Origin of the sequence: Bacillus sp. 16GRE42, assembly GCF_019837435.1 — a bacterium.
GTDB classification, from domain to species: Bacteria; Bacillota; Bacilli; order Bacillales; family Bacillaceae_G; genus Bacillus_A; species Bacillus_A wiedmannii.
The window spans coordinates 64,759-82,468 of record NZ_JADAXF010000003.1 but is presented as its reverse complement, the minus strand read 5'-3'; the positions used below and the strand labels follow the sequence as shown (position 1 = coordinate 82,468).

Below are 17,710 nucleotides of genomic sequence, written 5' to 3'. Positions count from 1 at the left end.
AAATATAGATTTAACAAAAAAAGGTACTTATTTATAAGCACCTTCTTCACTCTATCTCCATCAACCGTTTCGCTTCAAAATACAGCACCTGAATAAATTTCTTCGTATTAATTCGTATATGGCCAGAAGTTGCTACTTCATCCTTTGTCATTTCTGTCATCCGCTTTCTAACTACAGTGAAATCAAAAAACTTCGGAGCATAACTTTCAAATTTCGGATTTGAAAAGTCTGTCAGTCCAAGGGAAGCTAAATGATTCAAGGATTGATAAATTGCTCTTCTTACACGTTGTTCAGATGCTTTTCTCTCCTTATCTATATCTGCATCCGAAGTTATATGATCTAATTTTTTTAATGTTATTTGGTGAAAGATATCTTTTAAAGCAGGAAATCCAAATTCAAATGTTTGCGCCTTTTCTTGTCCATATAAATATTCCAGCATACTAAGTAAATCTTTACTTCCGTTCTCTCCCGCAATACCGAGTTCTGCTAGTAAGAAGCGTCCTGAATCTGATATCTTTTTTCCTTCTTGCACTGTTTCACTACGCATTTGCGGCTTTTCCCACTGAAACACATTATTTAATGATTTTTGAATGTCATATATAGAACGTTCCAAACGAATACGCTCTATCACTTTTCGTACAACAGATACTACTTCTATTTTGTTTAGTGGTTTCGTAATATAATATTCCACACCAAGTGTATACGCCTCACCAATGAGCTGTTTCGATTCAACTTGGGAAATCATAATAATTTTCCCAGAAAACGAAGATGCTATATGGCGAACTGTTTCAATGCCATCTCTCATCGGCATTAGTAAATCAATAAATAAAATATCTACTTTTTTATAATTTAGCTGTTCTGCTTCAATAAACGCTCCATCTTCCGATTCTCCAATTACTTCCCCAAGATCGCCATCCTCAATAATTTGCGAAAGCATCGAACGGAAAACTTCATCATCATCTACGATATAATAAAACAAACCTATTCCCCTTCCCGCTTTAAACTGCACTCCGGTAAACAAACGATAAACTTACACCCTTTTTCAGTTTCATTGTCTTCTAACCTTACTTCTCCGCCGAGCTCTGTAACCATTTCGTGTATGTAAGAAAGTCCAATACCTGTTGACGGTGTTCCTGTTTGATCATACTTGGAAGTAAACCCTGGCTTAAATACTAATTTCTTATACTTTTGTGCAATACCAGGGCCATCGTCAATTACTTCAAAGATTACATGTTGATCTCGTTTATATAACTTAATACGAATGAGACCTCTATCTTCAATTGCTTCCACTGCATTTGCAACTAAGTTATTAAAGATTGATAGCACTGTATACACGTGATATGCAGCGTGTTCACCTTCTATATGTTTAGAAAAACGTATATCTTTCCCTAGCATTTCAGCATATTTCTCATTTATTCTTACGATCATTTCTGTAAGCTCATGACCTTCTACATACTCAGCCACATTTTTATCTAATAACAGTTTAGATAACCCTGCAAAAATTCTTTGATTATCCTTTTTTATTTCATGTACTTCTCCCGCTATTTTCAATGCTATTTTACTGCTAGAATCATCGCTTGTCTGTAAATTCCGATATAGTTGATATGCTTCTTGTGTAATCAACTCTGCATTTTGTAACGTTTTTTTCAAGTGAACAGATTCTACATATAAATTTGAAAGGTGCATTAACATTTTTTCATTTTCTTTTCGGACTTGTGACTCTTTTAATTTCGTTTCATATAAAATCATCATATTTAAAAAGCCAAGTGCAAAGAAACTACGGAAAATAGCAATAATAATTAATTTATTCACTTCAGAAACTGTTATTGTTGTACCGAGCACTACCATATGATAAATCGCAAGTTCTGACATACTTGCGATAATTTCAATTGTAATTCCAAGGCACCCAATAACAATTGGTTTCTGATGAAACTTATTCACCCTAAAAAGTGAAAAAAGACTTCCATAAATAAAATAATAAAAGAACACAGCATAGCGCAAATAAAATGATTCTGTCATATGAAATGAACCTTGCATGATCCAATCAAGGCATACACGGAATAAAACGACACATATACCGACAAGAATACCTGCAGCCGCTGCTGGTATTCTTCTTAAAAATAGTAATAAAAAGAAGAAAAGCGGTGTCCCAAAGCTAACGCGAAACGTATCGTTAAAAGGATGAAAATTAAGCTCTCCAGCAATCGGAACAACAACCATTAATATAATTAAAAGGGATATATCTTTCTTCCATAATTGATTCCAATTCAAAGGTGCCACTTCCTATACTTTTTTCGACAATAAAAGTGAAAGCCCGCTTATTATAATAAACGGGCTTTATTTCTATATTCTAACCTTTTCTACCGCTTTTATTTGGCGGTACTCCGGCTCCCATATTGCTTCTTTCACTGCAATCTTGATATCGTTATCACTTAAGTTCTCTCTAGCAACACCTTCTGCAACGGCAACTTTCGCTACTTCAATTGCAACCATTTCCGAGATATTACGTAACTCTTCAACTTCTGGTAAGATAGGTGCTCCTGGCTGACTTGTATCTACCATGCTTGCAACTGCTTCAGCAGCTGCTGCAAACATTCCATCCGTCATGACGCTTGCACGTACGACAATTGTTCCAAGACCAAGTCCCGGGAAAATAAGTGCATTATTTGATTGTCCAATCACATACGTTACACCGTTGTATGTAACTGGTTCAAATGGACTTCCTGTTGCAACTAATGCTCTTCCTTCTGTCCACTCGATTAAATCAGCTGGTTTTGCTTCAGCAAGTGGCGTCGGATTCGACATTGGTAAAATGATTGGTCTTTCTACGTGAGAAGCCATTTCTTTAATAATCTCTTCTTTAAATGCACCTGCAACAGTTGATGTACCGATTAAAATTGTCGGTTTTACATGTTTCACAACTTCAGCAAGTCCGATCATATCATTTTTCTTCCACTCACTTACTTCCGCTTCTTTTCTTGCATATGGAATTTGGAAATCAAGAAGATCTTCCATATTATCTGTAACTAACCCGTTACGATCAATACACCAGAAACGCTTATATGATTCTTCTTCTGATACGCCAACGCGGACCATTGCATCTCTAACTTGATCTGCGATACCGATTCCAGCCGTACCAGCACCAAACACAACAACGCGGTGTTCACTTAGTGGTACACCCGAAACTTTCACTGCCGATAACACAGCAGCAAGTGAAACTGCACCTGTACCTTGAATATCATCATTAAATGTACAAATATCATGACGATATTTATCTAAAATTTTTCGTGCATTTCGAGAGCTAAAGTCTTCCCAATGTAAAAGTGCTTTCGGGAATTGTTTATTCACTGCTTGTACAAATGTATCAATAAATTCATCGTAAGCTTCACCAGTTATACGAGGGTGACGATTTCCAATATAAAATGGATTGTTTAATAGTTCCTCACGATTTGTACCCACATCTAAAATTACCGGTAATACACGGCTAGGATCGATACCAACTGCGGCCGTATAAACAGCTAATTTCCCGATTGCGATGTTTATACCACCAACACCCCAGTCACCAATTCCAAGTATGCCTTCTCCATCTGTTACAACGACTAAATCAATGTTTTCAGCTGTTGCACCGATATTGGCGAATGCTTCTTCGATACCCGACGGATCGTTAATTGATAAATACACACCACGCGGTTTACGGTATTCATGACTATACCTTTGAATTGCTACACCGACTGTTGGTGTATATACAATTGGTAACATTTCACGTAAGTGATTTGTTAATATACGATAAAATAATACTTCATTTCGATCATGTAACGCTGTTAAATATACGTTCTTTAATAAATCATCCGGCTGAGAACAAAATTGTTCATACGCTCGGCGTGCTTGTTCTTCTAATGTTAAAACTGCTGGCGGTAATAACCCTTTTAAACCTAATTCTTCTCTCTCTTCTTGCGTGAAAGCGACCCCTTTATTTAAAAGTGGTGTCGATAATACTTCTACTCCTCTTAATGTCGTTTCTAATGAACCATTAGAAGCTACTGTAAACTTACTCATAACATCCCTACCTCTATTCATATATAGCATTTCTATATTGTAAACAAAAAAGAGGGGATTGTCCCCCCTCTTCTTTTAATTTTTCTTTAAAAGAGTTGCTCCTGCAATCCCTGGGTGCGTCATTTCGAATGGATCTAGAATTAACTCTAAGTCTTCTTGTGACAGTACACCGTTTTTCACACAAAGTTCTCGAACGGATTGACCTGTTGCAATTGCTTCTTTCGCAACGCGAGCTGCTGCTTCATAACCGATATGAGGGTTCACGGCTGTAATAATTCCTACACTCTTCTCAACATACTCTTTTAAGCGATCTTCATTCGCTTCAATTCCTTTTAAGCAATTATCTGTAAAGGCACGGAAACCGTTATTCATAATGCTAATAGATTGAAGTAAGTTGAAAACAAGTACTGGTTCCATAACGTTTAATTCTAATTGTCCTGCTTCTGAAGCAAGGCAAATTGTATGGTCGTTACCAATTACTTGGAACGCAATTTGATTAATTACTTCTGGCATAACAGGGTTTACTTTCCCTGGCATAATAGATGAACCTGGTTGACGAGCAGGCAACATAATTTCCGCTAAGCCAACACGTGGACCTGATGCCATTAAGCGAAGGTCATTCGCAATTTTAGACATATTCATCATACATACTTTTAGTGCTGCTGATACTTCTGTGTATGCATCCGTATTTTGCGTTGCATCTACTAAGTCTTCTGCACCAACAAGTGGCAGTTCACTAATTGTAGCTAAATGTTTTACAACTGCTTCAATATATTCTGGATCTGCATTTAAGCCTGTACCAACTGCAGTTGCTCCCATATTTACTTCATATAGATGTTGACGTGATTGCTTGATACGTTTCATATCACGTTCAAGTACGCGAGAATACGCTTTAAATTCTTGTCCAAGACGAATTGGCACAGCGTCTTGTAAATGTGTACGACCCATTTTAATAACATGATCGAACTGCTCTGCTTTTAATTCAAATACATCGTGCATATAACCCATCGTTTGTAATAAGCCTTCTAATGCATTTAATGTTGCAATATGAATCGCCGTTGGGAATGCATCGTTTGTTGATTGCGCCATGTTTACATGACTATTTGGACTAATATAATGATAGTCTCCCTTTTCCATTCCTAATAATTCAAGAGCACGATTGGCCATGACTTCATTTGCATTCATATTCATTGAAGTACCTGCTCCGCCTTGGATTGGATCTACGATGAAATGATCATGCCATTTTCCATCAAGAATTTCTTGAGCGGCTTCTGCGATCGCGCCGCCCTTGTTCAATTCCAATCTTCCTACATCTGTATTAGCAAGCGCTGCAGCCTTTTTTACAATTGCGAATGCTTTAATTAAGCCTTCATGGATTTTGTATCCTGTAATTGGGAAGTTTTCTACTGCACGCATTGTTTGTACGCCGTAGTACGCATAGTTTGGCACTTCTTTTTCACCTAAAAAATCTTTTTCAATTCGAACACCATTTTTAACTTCAGTTAATGTTTCCATGATTATTCACTCCTTAACGATTTCTTATGCTGCTTTTGTTTCTTTGACTGTTTCTACATATTGTTTTGCTTTCTCATTATCGAATTCGCCTTCCCACTTCGACATAACAATGGCCGCTAATGCATTTCCTAATACATTGACAGATGAGCGAATCATATCTAAAATGCGGTCAATTCCCGCAATTAACGCGATACCTTCTAGTGGTAATCCCATTGAACCTAACGTTGCTAATACAACAACGAACGATGCACCTGGAACTCCCGCCATACCCTTGGATGTTAACATGAGAACGAATAATAACGTAATTTGCTCTGTCAGTGACATGTGCACACCGTACATTTGTGCAACAAACAATGCCGCTAACGCTTGATAAATAGCCGATCCAGTCAAGTTGAATGTATAACCTGTCGGAATAACGAAAGAGGCAACTGCCTTTGGACAACCGAACTCTTCCATTTTTCTCATTATATTAGGTAAAACAGCTTCTGAACTTGCTGTCGTAAATGAAAGAATAAGTTCTTCTTTTAAAATTTTCATTAATGTAAAAATGTTTACGCCAACCATTCGTGCATTAATACCTAATACAATCACAACGAATAGTATAACAGTTACGTATACAGCTAGCACTAGTTTTCCTAAAGGAAGTAGTGTTGCTACACCAAATTTTGCAACCGTAACTGCAATTAATGCGAATACACCAAATGGTGCAAATTTCATAACTTGATTTGTAACCCAAAACATCGCTTCGAGTACACCTTCAAAGAAGTTAAAGACGGGCTTTCCTTTGTCTCCAATTGCCGCAACTCCTAAACCGAATAATACTGAGAAGAAAATAATCGGTAATAAGTCACCTTGTGCAATCGATTCAAATACGTTTTTCGGTACAATATGAACAATTGTCTCAGCAAAACCTTTCTTCTCTGTAGCATCTGCTGTTTGTTTATAAGAAGAAATATCACTTTGCTGTAAGTTACTCATATCAACGCCAGTACCTGGTTGGAATATATTCGCCGCAAGTAATCCCATTAAAATAGCAATCGTCGTAATAATTTCGAAATAAAGAATTGTCTTACCGCCCAGTTTCCCAAGCTTCTTCATATCTCCTACACCAGCTACCGCAACAATTAATGCTGAAATAACAATTGGTACTACAATCATTTTAATTAAGTGAATAAATATATCCCCAATTGGTGTGATATAAGAAATCGCCGTTTTATTGCCATAAAAGATTGCCCCTACTACAATCCCTAAAACAAGCGCGACAAAAATTTGTGTTGCCAATCCGAATTTTTTCATTTATGTTCATCCCCTTCATGCGAACGCTTTCATTTCGTATTTATAAAAGCTTACTCACACATCTTATAGGCGAACCTACAAAATCATACAAAAACCTACAAGTTCGTCACAAAAAATTCGAAAATTTTTCTTTTCTTTTTCATTGACACCTTTTCATTAAAAAGAAATAAAATATACTTGATAAGTAATCAGATTGTTTCGTATAATCAAAAAGATATATACTTACAACAAATCGAAATGAAAAGGAGTGGATGATATGAAAAATTATGTACAAAAATTCGTCTTATCTTCTTCTTTTCTTTTTCATTTTCTAAAAAAGGAACAAAGGCATTTGCCTTTGTTCCTTTTTTATTGCGATCTATATAGGGGGAATTGTTATGAGGCCATATAAACGTGTCTTAATTAAATTAAGCGGCGGTGCACTTGCCGATCAAACCGGAAATAGCTTTAACTCCAAAAGATTAGAACATATCGCAAACGAGATTTTATCCATTGTTGATTTAGGTATCGAGGTATCTATTGTCATCGGAGGCGGTAACATTTTCAGAGGCCATTTAGCTGAAGAATGGGGAATTGATCGTGTAGAAGCTGATAATATCGGTACGTTAGGTACAATTATCAACAGTCTAATGCTACGCGGCGTTTTAACAAGTAAAACAAATAAAGAAGTACGCGTTATGACTTCCATCCCGTTTAATGCTGTAGCTGAACCATATATCCGCCTACGCGCAGTACATCATTTAGATAACGGTTATATCATTATCTTTGGAGGTGGTAACGGGCAACCATTTGTTACGACAGATTATCCAAGTGTCCAAAGAGCCATTGAAATGAATAGTGACGCTATATTAGTCGCAAAACAAGGAGTAGATGGCGTCTTTACTAGTGATCCAAAACATAATAAATCAGCAAAAATGTACAGAAAACTAAACTATAACGACATCGTTAGGCAAAACATACAAGTAATGGATCAAGCCGCTTTATTACTTGCCCGTGATTATAATTTGCCAGCACACGTCTTTAACTTTGATGAGCCTGGAGTTATGAAAAGAATTTGCTTAGGTGAGCATGTGGGGACATTGATTAATGATGATGCTTCATTGCTTATGCATGAAAACTAATGATTTCTCATTAAAAAGGGTGTCTATAAAAGACACCCTTTTCCATTAACCTTTATAAATAAAAATCCACCAATCCTGCTAATTTCTCCTTACACCGCTCCCAAAACGATAACGTCTCAAAAAACTCTTTCGTCATCTCTTTTGAATCACGAAAATCTTTTGTTAACGCCTCATTCACTTCTGATACGATAGTCCCACCGTGAATATACAAGTTCATCTCATCATTAATATAAAAGCTACGTGCCGTTATGTTCGTTGTACCGATAACAGTTAGTTCATTATCAATCAGCATTAACTTTCCATGAAACATTCCTTTTTTATAACCATATACTTTAATCCCATTATTAACAGCTTGACGAATATAAGGATACGCTGCCTCTTTAATGAGAGGAATATCTGGTTTATATGACCAAAGTATTTTCACTGTGACACCACGTTTTTGCGCTTCCATTAAAGCATTCATAAATTCTTTATTTTTCGCTATAAAATAAGGTGTTGTAATGACAATTGAATGCTTCGCTTGTTTTATTAATTCGATATACTTTTCAGCGACGTAATGTCCATTATAGTTAGTCATCGTATGTAATGTGTTCCCTTTACTAGCTTTATTCGTACTTCTTTTTATATGTTCTTTCGTATCTCGTTTCCAATCTAAAGCGAATTGCTCTTCTAAATCTTTCGCTCCTTCTCCTCTAAGCCGCACATGATAATCACGCCAATATCCAAATCGTTTATCTTTTCCTAAGTACTCATCTCCCATATTAAAACCACCCGTATAGCCAATCTCGCCATCAATGGTCGTAATACGGCGATGATTACGATGGTGAAGTGAATAAAATCCGAATGGCAATTCAGGTTTTCTACTATATGTAAAATGCACACCACTTTCCCGCAATTCATTTTTCATCTTTCTTTCAAATGATAAATCATTAATGCGATCAACTGATAAATAGACGTTTACTCCTTCTTTTGCCTTCTCTTTTAATAAGTTTAAAAAAGTATGGCTACTTTTATCATCCGACAAAATAAAAAAGTACGTGTAAATAGATTGCTTCGCCTCTCTTATATCAGTAAATAACTGTTTATAAAATGACTTTCCTTCTACATATAATTGAAAATCACTATAATGAGGAGCGTACTCTGTCGGCATATTTTTCCCGACTTCCATTTTTCTTCCGAGCGTAACGTCAATATGCATCCAAATTAAAACAAAAACGAAAATAGTAATTACAATAGAAGTAACTCGCAATATTTTTTTAATCATTTTGATTTCCTTCCGCTCATTTTCTTTCCACCTTTCTATTTTGTCATTCAAATTTAGATTTCATGCTTCATACAAAAAAGGATGCGACTTAACGTCACACCCTTTTCATATTAAACAAAGTTTCTCGCATCATTATTTCTTCCAAACTTATAAATAGCAATTAAGAAGAATGCTACCGCAAAGGCAAATAAGATTAAAATATTTAAATACAAATCTGAAATCGGAATTCCTTGTTGTAGTTTTGATACTGTGTCTAATAGCCATCTCTGTGGAAGAAAATCAGCTACTTTTTGCACTGCTTTCGGCATAATGTCATATGGAAAATAACATCCAGCCAGTAAACATGTCGGTACAATGATCATATTTTGCAGTGCATTTGCTGATGCTGAGTTTTTCGAAAAAGCGACAAGGACTAACGATATTCCAATCGCTATTAAAGCAAATAGCATGAGTACACCAATCATCACTATGAAAGGCATATTGATATTTATATGAAAAATATTCGTTAGGAATAAGATTGTAATCAGAATTTGTACTGTTAATAGCAGCATATTTACCCCGACATTAGATAATATGAATTTCTTCCCATCTATCGGCGTTGATAAGAGTCTAAAATACGTTCTATTTTCTTTTTCTTTTAAAATATAACCTGATAAGTTCGCTGCTGAAAATAGCATAAACATAATAAGGTAACCCATCGTTTGGTTTGTCATATCTTTATTTTTCGAAGTATCTTCTAGCGTCTCAGTTTTCATTTTAAATGAACCTTTTTGATATCCTGCGTACATAGTATCAAATGCACTTTGATCTGTTCCTGCTACTTTACTAATAGCTGCTACATTATCAATATAATTGTATAAATATGATTTTATAAATCCTGTTACTTGATCACCTTTAATCGATGAAATTTCAATATGATTTGGTTTCCCTTCTCGAACACTTTTTGAAAAACCAGAATCTAATGTAATAACTCCATCAAGTTTTTTGGAAGTGAGTTTATCTTCTACTTCAGATTCTTTAATTTTACTTACCTTTACATGATTTAATCCTTCTAAAAATTTCACCGTATCATTTGCTATAGATTGATTTTCTTTATTAATAACCCCGATATTTAACGTCCCTTGCCCCATATTCCCATACATCGAGAAGGAGATTAGTGTTCCGATTATCGGCAAACTAATAATAATGAATAACCCTTTTTTATTTTTCAAAAGGACAGATAACGTTTTTTGTATGAGCCATAAAATATCTTTCATACTATAGCCCCTCCCGTCTACGTAATGCAATAATTGCAATTAATAAAAAGAGTGCTGAAATGCCAAGGTTTAAACATATTACCGGTAGTGCTGCTCCTACATCATTTGCATAAATAATTTTCATAACAGCTGTGTTTGCCCACGTTAATGGTGATAAATTCGTAACGAAATTTTCTTCTATTACGAAATATGCACCACCAAAAATAGAGGCTAATTGCACAATAACCATAATAATCGCTCTAGATGATTCCGGTGTTTTTGTAATATATCCAATTCCTAAACCGAAGCTAATTGCTAGAAAAATTTGTGTTAATAAAATAAGAAATATGATTCCAAGATGGTCGCCCCAATTCGCTTGAAAAACAAATTTACTAAATAACATGACGAGTAATATGCACAGAGCATTTGCTACTAGGCTACCAAGTACTTTTCCAATGAATATTTCAGCCTTACTTATAGGTGCAGCAATGAGACGATCTCCTGTTTTACGTATTCGTTCTCCTCGAATTAAAGAACTCGCTCCCATCGCAGCATATAATGCAATCATCGTTGTCATTACAACCGCGTAGTAATCCATAGAACCTGGCTTTTGTGCAGCTTGTAAAGATGTTTCTTTTATATAATCATTATGATTTCCGCTTGAAATAACCGTGCCCACCTTACTAGGATCAACTTTTGCAACTTCGGCCGCTACATTGTACTTATCAATAAATGTTGTAAGCATGCCTTCCACAATACTTCCCTCAATACTACTTTTGTCACTTCCGTAAAATTTCGCACCATCTTTATTTAATTCTACATAAGCAGCATATTTATTTTGCTTCACTTCTTCTTTCCCATCTATACTGCCGGAAGCTTTTTTAAAATGAATACCCGATTTATCGACTTCTTTCGTAAATGCTTCGAACGTTTGAGAAAATGTGCTACTCGTTTCATCTTTGTAGAGCACTTGTATATCTTTAATCGCTTGACTATCGCTATCAAATGCATTCGTTAACGCTGTTCCTAACACAAGCATTAGTACAATCGGAAATGCTAACATAAAAACTAAAGTTCTTACGTCCCTGAAATCTCTTTTAATATGCATAACTGCAATATTGAAGATGTTCAATTGATGAACCTCCCTTTACCTTTTCTTCATTTACCTTTTATTTATCTCGTAAGTTTCTTCCAGTCAACGTAAGGAATACTGTTTCTAAGTCCGGGGCCTGCTCCTCTAACGAACGAATTTCAATGTCATGATTAATGAAATGCTGAATAATTTTATTTAAATTATTTACTCCTGCATCCGAGTTTACCTTGATTACGTTCTCTTCAACTTGAACAGCTTTCACACCGTTTATCTCTTTTAACTTTTCTACATCTAAATTTTCTACTGACTTCACTTCAACCCAAATGTCTTTCGTATCAGTAATAATCGCTTTTAACTGTTCTTTCGTTCCTTCTGCAATCACTTTACCGTGATCTACAATTGCTATTTTAGAACAAATCTCTTCTACTTCTTCCATGTAGTGACTCGTATAAATAATAGTACTTCCCATTTCATTTAATTTCCGAACAGACTGAAGGATATAGTTTCTTGACTGTGGATCAATTCCAACTGTCGGCTCATCCATAATAATTAACTTCGGTCTATGAGCGATCGCACAAGCGATATTCAGTCTTCGTTTCATCCCGCCAGAAAAGTTTTTCGGGTAACTTTTATGTTTATCACTAAGCCCTACAAATTGAAGTGCTTCCTCTACTCTCGCTTTTAGCTCAGCTCCTCTTAACCCGTACAGTCCAGCAAAGAATTTCACATTTTCATAGGCAGTTAACTCTTCATAAATCGCAATATCTTGCGGAACGATACCGATATTCATCTTCGCAAATCGATTATGTTTCTTTATATTTTTTCCTAATATGCTAATTTCACCTTCATTACTTCTTAACAACCCAGCAATCATATTTATCGTTGTACTTTTACCAGCACCATTTGATCCTAAAAAGCCAAATATCTCTCCTTCTTTAATAGATAAAGACATATTATCTACCGCGATGAAATCACCAAATTTTTTCGTTAAATTTTTAATTTCTAATGTATTCATCATTTCACCCCTATTTCGGTTTCTCTGCTTTTAGTATAAACAAAAAAAATGAACCTGCTCAGTGCAGAAGTTCATTCTTTTCACATGAGATTATTCACTTTTTTCATATGAGATGATTCATCCTCGTCATAATTTCCTATATGGGCAACAACATCGTTACTGAAAAACCACTTCTTCCGTCTACAATAATTTTTCCGTTTACTGATGCTGTTCGCTCCTCCATCCCCATAATCCCGAGACCTTTCTTAACGAGAGCTGCACCTTTTCCATTATCCTTCACTTGTACTTTCACCATCTTATTAAGTACATGAATATCGATTGAAATGACTGTCGCATCAGCATATTTCATCGCATTAGTTAATGCCTCCGTAACATTTTCACCGATAATCTTCCACTGAATCGGTGAAATCATATCTAAATTCCCTTTATATACGAAAGGAATATTTATTTCATGCTTACCGGCAAATTCCTCTATGAATAATTTCATACGATGAATGCCAATTTGCTCAGTTGGTGGCTTCATATTTTTTAATGTAACTCGAATACTTTCAATTCCATCTTTTGAAATATGAATTGCATTTTGTAATAACTCGGCAGATTTTTCTTTATCTATCCCCATTAATCTCTTTGCTGCTTCCATTTGAATTAGCGCCCCTGTCATCGAGTGGCCAATTTTATCATGAATTTCTTGTGACAACCGATTTCTCTCTTCTAACTTAAATGTATACTCTGATTGCTTTATGTACTCTTTATTTTCATGTAAACTTTTCGTCAACCGCTGCATATCTTTTCGCATCTTATCATTTTGTGATTCAAGCTTTAATACACGCGATATATACCGTTCTGCCATAGTTAGTACAATGAAAGAAAATGCAACAATTAATCCATATGTCATTCGAATACTTTCATCGGTAAAGATAATAGGAATCATCATAATGATAAAGATCAGCCATTTATTCTCTATATAACGAAATATAATTTCATATAAGTTCAATGGTAAAAACAAAATAAAAAACGGATGAATCTTCCATGCGAATAATATAACTATTCCAATTGACAGAGAAGTTAATATGTTTTTGTGCGTACCTTTTTTAAATATAGAGATTAGCACGTTTACAGAAAGATATAAAAGCAAAGCAAGTATAATCCATGGTAAGTTCGCAACATTTAAATAAATGTAACTAAACACAATATATATAAAGACAATTAATTTACTTACAATTAACCAAAATTCCATATCTTTAATCTACTTTCCCTGTTAAATAATAAATCGCAATTTGTGTACGATGTTCAAGTCCAGTTTTCCCTAAAACTGATGTAATATAATTAGCAATCGTTCCTTCTGATATGAAAAGTTGCTTTGAAATTTCTTTATTCGAGAAACCTTTCGCAATTAATGCGATAATACTAAGTTCTCTTTCTGTAAAAAGACTTGTATCTATTTTACATTCATCCTCTTTGCTCTCCATTAAATTGCTCTTAATTTTATCAAGCACTACATCTTGCATAACAGTTTGACCGTTATATACTCCTTTTATTGCATCACGAATACGCTCTGGATCATTATTTTTTAATAAATAACCTTTCGCCCCGTTCTTCACTGCGTCCAAAATATATTCATCATCATCGAACGTCGTTAAAATTAGTGGTTTCGTTTCCGTTTCTTCACAAATAAATTTCGTTGCCTCTACCCCGTTCATATTTGGCATACGGACATCTAAAAGAGCGATATCAACGTCGTTCTTTTTGCAATATTCCACCGCTTCCTTCCCATCATTCACAGTATCTACTACTTCGAACTCTTCATATGTATTTAAAATAATTTTCATGCCTTCTCTAATAAAAGAATTATCATCCGCTATTAATATTTTAATTTTCATGTTTGTTAGTATGGACCTTCCCCTACTAACATTCACATCCTTTCTTCACGTAACATTTCCCACTTGCTCATTATATACTTCTTTTTACCATTTTTTCACACCTTTTTCATATAGCTTCCTTCCTAAAAATATATTATTCTTTTTTTACAACATGTGTAGGGTGTCCAATCGTTTCTTACGTCTATATAATAGAATGCGTCAAAAAGGAGGGAGAGACCCATTGAGGAAAAACAATTAATTGAAAAAGCACAGCAAGGAAGCGAACATGCTTTTCGTATCCTTGTGCAAACATATCGTCATTATATTTTTCAAGTTATCTTTTCTATTTTAAGACATGAAGAAGATGCGAAAGATGTTACACAAGAAGTATTCTTAAAAATTCACGCCTCTCTCCCAAATTATCAATTTCGCGGATTAAAAACGTGGATGGCACGTATTGCCACCAATCACGCTATTGATTATAAAAGGAAGAAAGCTAGAGAAAACGAAGAACTCTCCTTATGTAAAGAAACTGGGGAAAATATAAAATCCTCTCATAATATTGAGGCTTTATTATTGACGAAAGAGCAAAAATTACTCATTGCTCAAAAACTGAGAGAACTTCCCGAAAATTACCGTGACGTCGTTCTCGCACATTACTTAGAAGAAAAAAGTTATCAAGAAATTTCTTTACAGGAAAACATCGAAGTGAAAACAGTCGAAATGAAACTGTACCGGGCAAGAAAATGGATTAAAAAACATTGGAAGGAGGAAGAGTTTCTATGATGCATTATTCAAAAGAGGATTGGCGCAATTATACTTTAGATTTTATAGAAAGCAATGGACGTGAATCTATGGAAGAACACCTTTATGAATGTGATCATTGTTTAGCACTTTATATGGAAAGTATCGATGAACAACATGAAAACCTTCCAATGATAAATGATGATTCATTTACGAACGAAGTTATGACGCAAATTAATTTTGAAACGCTACAACCTAATGAAAATATAAAAACAAACTCACTAAAGCGCACCATTATTCACTACATAATTGCGACTGCGGCTACAATTATTTTTATGGTAAGTGGTTTATTCCAATATATTTTCACAGCGACATCAAATTTCGAGAAATCTTCAAAACATAACGAGTCTTCTATCTCACAACAAATTGTAAACAAATCGGTAGACACATCAAAAAAGGACGGAGGTTCAAAGCATGAATAAAAATCCCTTTTTAGCACTTGTATTAGGGCTAATTCCCGGGCTTGGACATTTATATTTAAAGAAATTTGGACGGTTTATTTTATATAGCGGAGGGGCTGTATTTCTATTTATCTTTGCAGCATTTTGTACAATAGCATTAGGTGCGCGTGATATTGCTTTTCTTTCTCTATTTTTACTAGTTGTCTTATGGGCGATCAATTTATTAGATTTAGTTATCACTATTATTAACCAATCGAAAAAACAAGCTGCAGGAGAATTTACAGAGTCCTCTAAAGAAAGCGAACGATTTTATATCATTCTCCTATCCATCATCCCTGGACTTGGACATTTTCAATTAGGACTTATGCAACGTGGACTTACATTTTTAGTAGCTTGCACAGGAATCGGAAGTATGATTATTTTCGTTGCACTTTTAACATCGCAAGAAAGTTTCCTTATCTTCCTTATTACATTACCTGTTTTATGGATTTACAATTTCTTTGATGTTGTTCAGCAACTCCAGAAAAAAGAACGTGGCGAGCAACTAGATGATCGTACTATTTTCGAAGAGTTTGAAGAGCATCGTGAACAAGGAAAGAAGAATAAAACATTCGCTTCTATTTTAGCGATGTTCCCCGGAGCAGGACATATGTATTTAGGCTTACAACGCCGGGGCCTTCAGCTTATGGCAGCCTTTTTACTTTCTATATATTTACTCGACTTATTAAGACTTTCAGCGTTTTTATTTTTAGTTCCAATCATTTGGTTCTATAGCTTTTTTGACGCTTTACAACAAACTGCAAAGTATGGAAAAGAACGTGTACATGACGAACCTATCATTGATTATTTTATCAATCATCAAAGATGGATCGGTATTGGGTTAATTACACTTGGTGGTTATTATTTATTAGATCAAACAGTCCTTCCTATTTTGAATGATTACTTTGCAACTATATTTAACATTCATCTTAGCGAACTGTATTATCGCTATTTCCAAACATCTATCGTTGCACTCCTCTTAATTGGTGGCGGCTTTAAATTGTTAGTTGGAAATAAAGAAAACAAAGGTGGTACACAAGAATGAGAACATGGCGCGTTGGAACATTTTCAATGGGGCTTTCTATTATTTCATTAGGTTGCTTCTTACTATTTTCAGTTATAAAAGGTACTGAGGTATTAGATTCCTTAACAGCTTGGTGGCCTGTTTTACTTGTCATACTTGGCGTGGAAATTTTACTATACCTTCTATTTTCTAAGAAGGAACAATCCTTTATTAAATATGATATTTTTAGTATTTTCTTTATCGGCGTTTTAGGAAGCGTCGGAATTGCTTTTTACTGTTTATTATCCACTGGATTACTAGATGAAGTTCGTCATTCTATTCATACAACTCGCCAAACGAGTAATATTCCAAGTGAACAACTTGATATACCTGAATCTATCAAAAAAATCGTAGTGGATGCAGGGCATTATCCTCTAACAATAGAGGGAAATAATACAAATCAAATTCACCTTCTTGGAACATATGAAATGTCGACGAAAGCTAATGAAAAACTCAATTTAAAACAAGAAGATTTTCTTTCAGTTCAAACAGCTGGGGAAACGATGTATATCACTTTAAAATCATTACCAGTTCAACATACGTTATGGAATTCAGCACCACAGGTCAAACCGACACTCGTTCTTCCGCAAAATAAAAATGTAGAAGTTCGTGCTTCAAATAACGAGCTATCCCTTTATCCAGGTCAATTACAAAATAATTGGTTTGTACAAGAAAGTTCAAATGTATCTGTTCATTTAACGAAAGAAAGCGATGTATCTTTAATCGCCGTAACAAACAAAAAAGAAGCACATGGAAACACACCTTGGGAACAAGTTGAAGATTTAACGAAAAAAGAAAATAATTCTTCAGAAGAAAATCCAGAATTCAACGAGCAAGAACATTGGTATAAAAATTCGATTAAAACAGGAAATGGGACGTACAAATTAAATATTGAGAAAGCTTATAATATAAATATGAGTATTATTGAAAAATAAAAAACCTTCCACAA

At 34.9% G+C, this 17,710-nt stretch carries 16 protein-coding genes; 5 read left to right on the top strand and 11 right to left on the bottom strand.

Features of this window, described 5'->3' with window-relative positions; genetic code table 11:
• Positions 1-46: 46 nt before the first annotated feature.
• The 5 genes from ILS93_RS17100 to ILS93_RS17080 all read right to left on the bottom strand — a co-directional run bounded on the left by ILS93_RS17100 (position 47) and on the right by ILS93_RS17080 (position 6,867).
• A complete protein-coding gene (locus ILS93_RS17100; protein ID WP_064476470.1) occupies positions 47-979 on the bottom strand; it encodes a response regulator in 933 nt (310 codons plus the stop codon).
• Between the two features lie 2 nt (positions 980-981).
• Positions 982-2,280, bottom strand: a complete 1,299-nt coding sequence (locus tag ILS93_RS17095; RefSeq protein WP_081257374.1) for a sensor histidine kinase — start codon at positions 2,278-2,280, stop codon at positions 982-984.
• Positions 2,281-2,343: 63 nt separating this feature from the next.
• Positions 2,344-4,056 carry an oxaloacetate-decarboxylating malate dehydrogenase gene (gene malS, locus ILS93_RS17090; protein WP_142289438.1) on the bottom strand — a complete coding sequence of 571 codons (1,713 nt, stop codon included), beginning with the start codon at positions 4,054-4,056 and terminating at the stop codon, positions 2,344-2,346.
• A 75-nt stretch (positions 4,057-4,131) separates the two neighbouring features.
• A complete protein-coding gene (gene aspA / locus ILS93_RS17085; RefSeq protein ID WP_222660969.1) occupies positions 4,132-5,571 on the bottom strand; it encodes an aspartate ammonia-lyase in 1,440 nt (479 codons plus the stop codon).
• Positions 5,572-5,595: 24 nt separating this feature from the next.
• The gene (locus ILS93_RS17080; RefSeq protein WP_000713278.1) at positions 5,596-6,867 is read right to left on the bottom strand and encodes a cation:dicarboxylate symporter family transporter; all 1,272 of its coding nucleotides are present in this window, start codon (positions 6,865-6,867) and stop codon (positions 5,596-5,598) included.
• Positions 6,868-7,244: 377 nt separating this feature from the next.
• Between ILS93_RS17080 and pyrH the strand changes: the two genes are divergently transcribed.
• Complete coding sequence (gene pyrH / locus ILS93_RS17075) at positions 7,245-7,988, top strand: UMP kinase (protein WP_064476472.1); 744 nt, start codon at positions 7,245-7,247, stop codon at positions 7,986-7,988.
• Between the two features lie 52 nt (positions 7,989-8,040).
• Here pyrH and cls read toward each other — a convergent pair whose 3' ends face one another.
• The 6 genes from cls to ILS93_RS17045 form a co-directional block, all read right to left on the bottom strand.
• Positions 8,041-9,252, bottom strand: a complete 1,212-nt coding sequence (cls, locus tag ILS93_RS17070) for a cardiolipin synthase (RefSeq protein ID WP_064476473.1) — start codon at positions 9,250-9,252, stop codon at positions 8,041-8,043.
• 110 nt (positions 9,253-9,362) lie between these two features.
• Positions 9,363-10,508, bottom strand: a complete 1,146-nt coding sequence (locus tag ILS93_RS17065; protein WP_000651861.1) for an ABC transporter permease — start codon at positions 10,506-10,508, stop codon at positions 9,363-9,365.
• A gap of 1 nt (position 10,509) precedes the next feature.
• Positions 10,510-11,619 (bottom strand): ABC transporter permease, encoded by a 1,110-nt coding sequence (locus tag ILS93_RS17060; protein WP_064476474.1) that lies wholly within the window; start codon positions 11,617-11,619, stop codon positions 10,510-10,512.
• A 37-nt stretch (positions 11,620-11,656) separates the two neighbouring features.
• The gene (locus ILS93_RS17055) at positions 11,657-12,595 is read right to left on the bottom strand and encodes an ABC transporter ATP-binding protein (protein ID WP_222660967.1); all 939 of its coding nucleotides are present in this window, start codon (positions 12,593-12,595) and stop codon (positions 11,657-11,659) included.
• 136 nt (positions 12,596-12,731) lie between these two features.
• Complete coding sequence (locus ILS93_RS17050) at positions 12,732-13,832, bottom strand: sensor histidine kinase (RefSeq protein WP_064476475.1); 1,101 nt, start codon at positions 13,830-13,832, stop codon at positions 12,732-12,734.
• A 4-nt stretch (positions 13,833-13,836) separates the two neighbouring features.
• Positions 13,837-14,475 carry a response regulator transcription factor gene (locus ILS93_RS17045; protein WP_000694104.1) on the bottom strand — a complete coding sequence of 213 codons (639 nt, stop codon included), beginning with the start codon at positions 14,473-14,475 and terminating at the stop codon, positions 13,837-13,839.
• Positions 14,476-14,757: 282 nt separating this feature from the next.
• On the opposite strand from ILS93_RS17045, the gene ILS93_RS17040 reads away from it, so the two are divergent.
• From ILS93_RS17040 to exsE, 4 genes are read left to right on the top strand one after another with little or no spacing between them, the layout of a single operon-like run.
• A complete protein-coding gene (locus tag ILS93_RS17040) occupies positions 14,758-15,240 on the top strand; it encodes an RNA polymerase sigma factor (RefSeq protein WP_154131357.1) in 483 nt (160 codons plus the stop codon).
• The gene (locus ILS93_RS17035) at positions 15,237-15,680 is read left to right on the top strand and encodes a hypothetical protein (RefSeq protein WP_048543328.1); all 444 of its coding nucleotides are present in this window, start codon (positions 15,237-15,239) and stop codon (positions 15,678-15,680) included. The genes ILS93_RS17040 and ILS93_RS17035 overlap by 4 nt, the downstream gene beginning before the upstream one ends.
• Positions 15,673-16,743 (top strand): hypothetical protein, encoded by a 1,071-nt coding sequence (locus ILS93_RS17030; protein ID WP_064476476.1) that lies wholly within the window; start codon positions 15,673-15,675, stop codon positions 16,741-16,743. The genes ILS93_RS17035 and ILS93_RS17030 overlap by 8 nt, the downstream gene beginning before the upstream one ends.
• Entirely contained in the window at positions 16,740-17,696 is a 957-nt protein-coding gene (gene exsE / locus ILS93_RS17025) for an exosporium protein ExsE (RefSeq protein ID WP_064476477.1), read from the top strand. The genes ILS93_RS17030 and exsE overlap by 4 nt, the downstream gene beginning before the upstream one ends.
• The last annotated feature ends 14 nt before the right edge of the window (positions 17,697-17,710 follow it).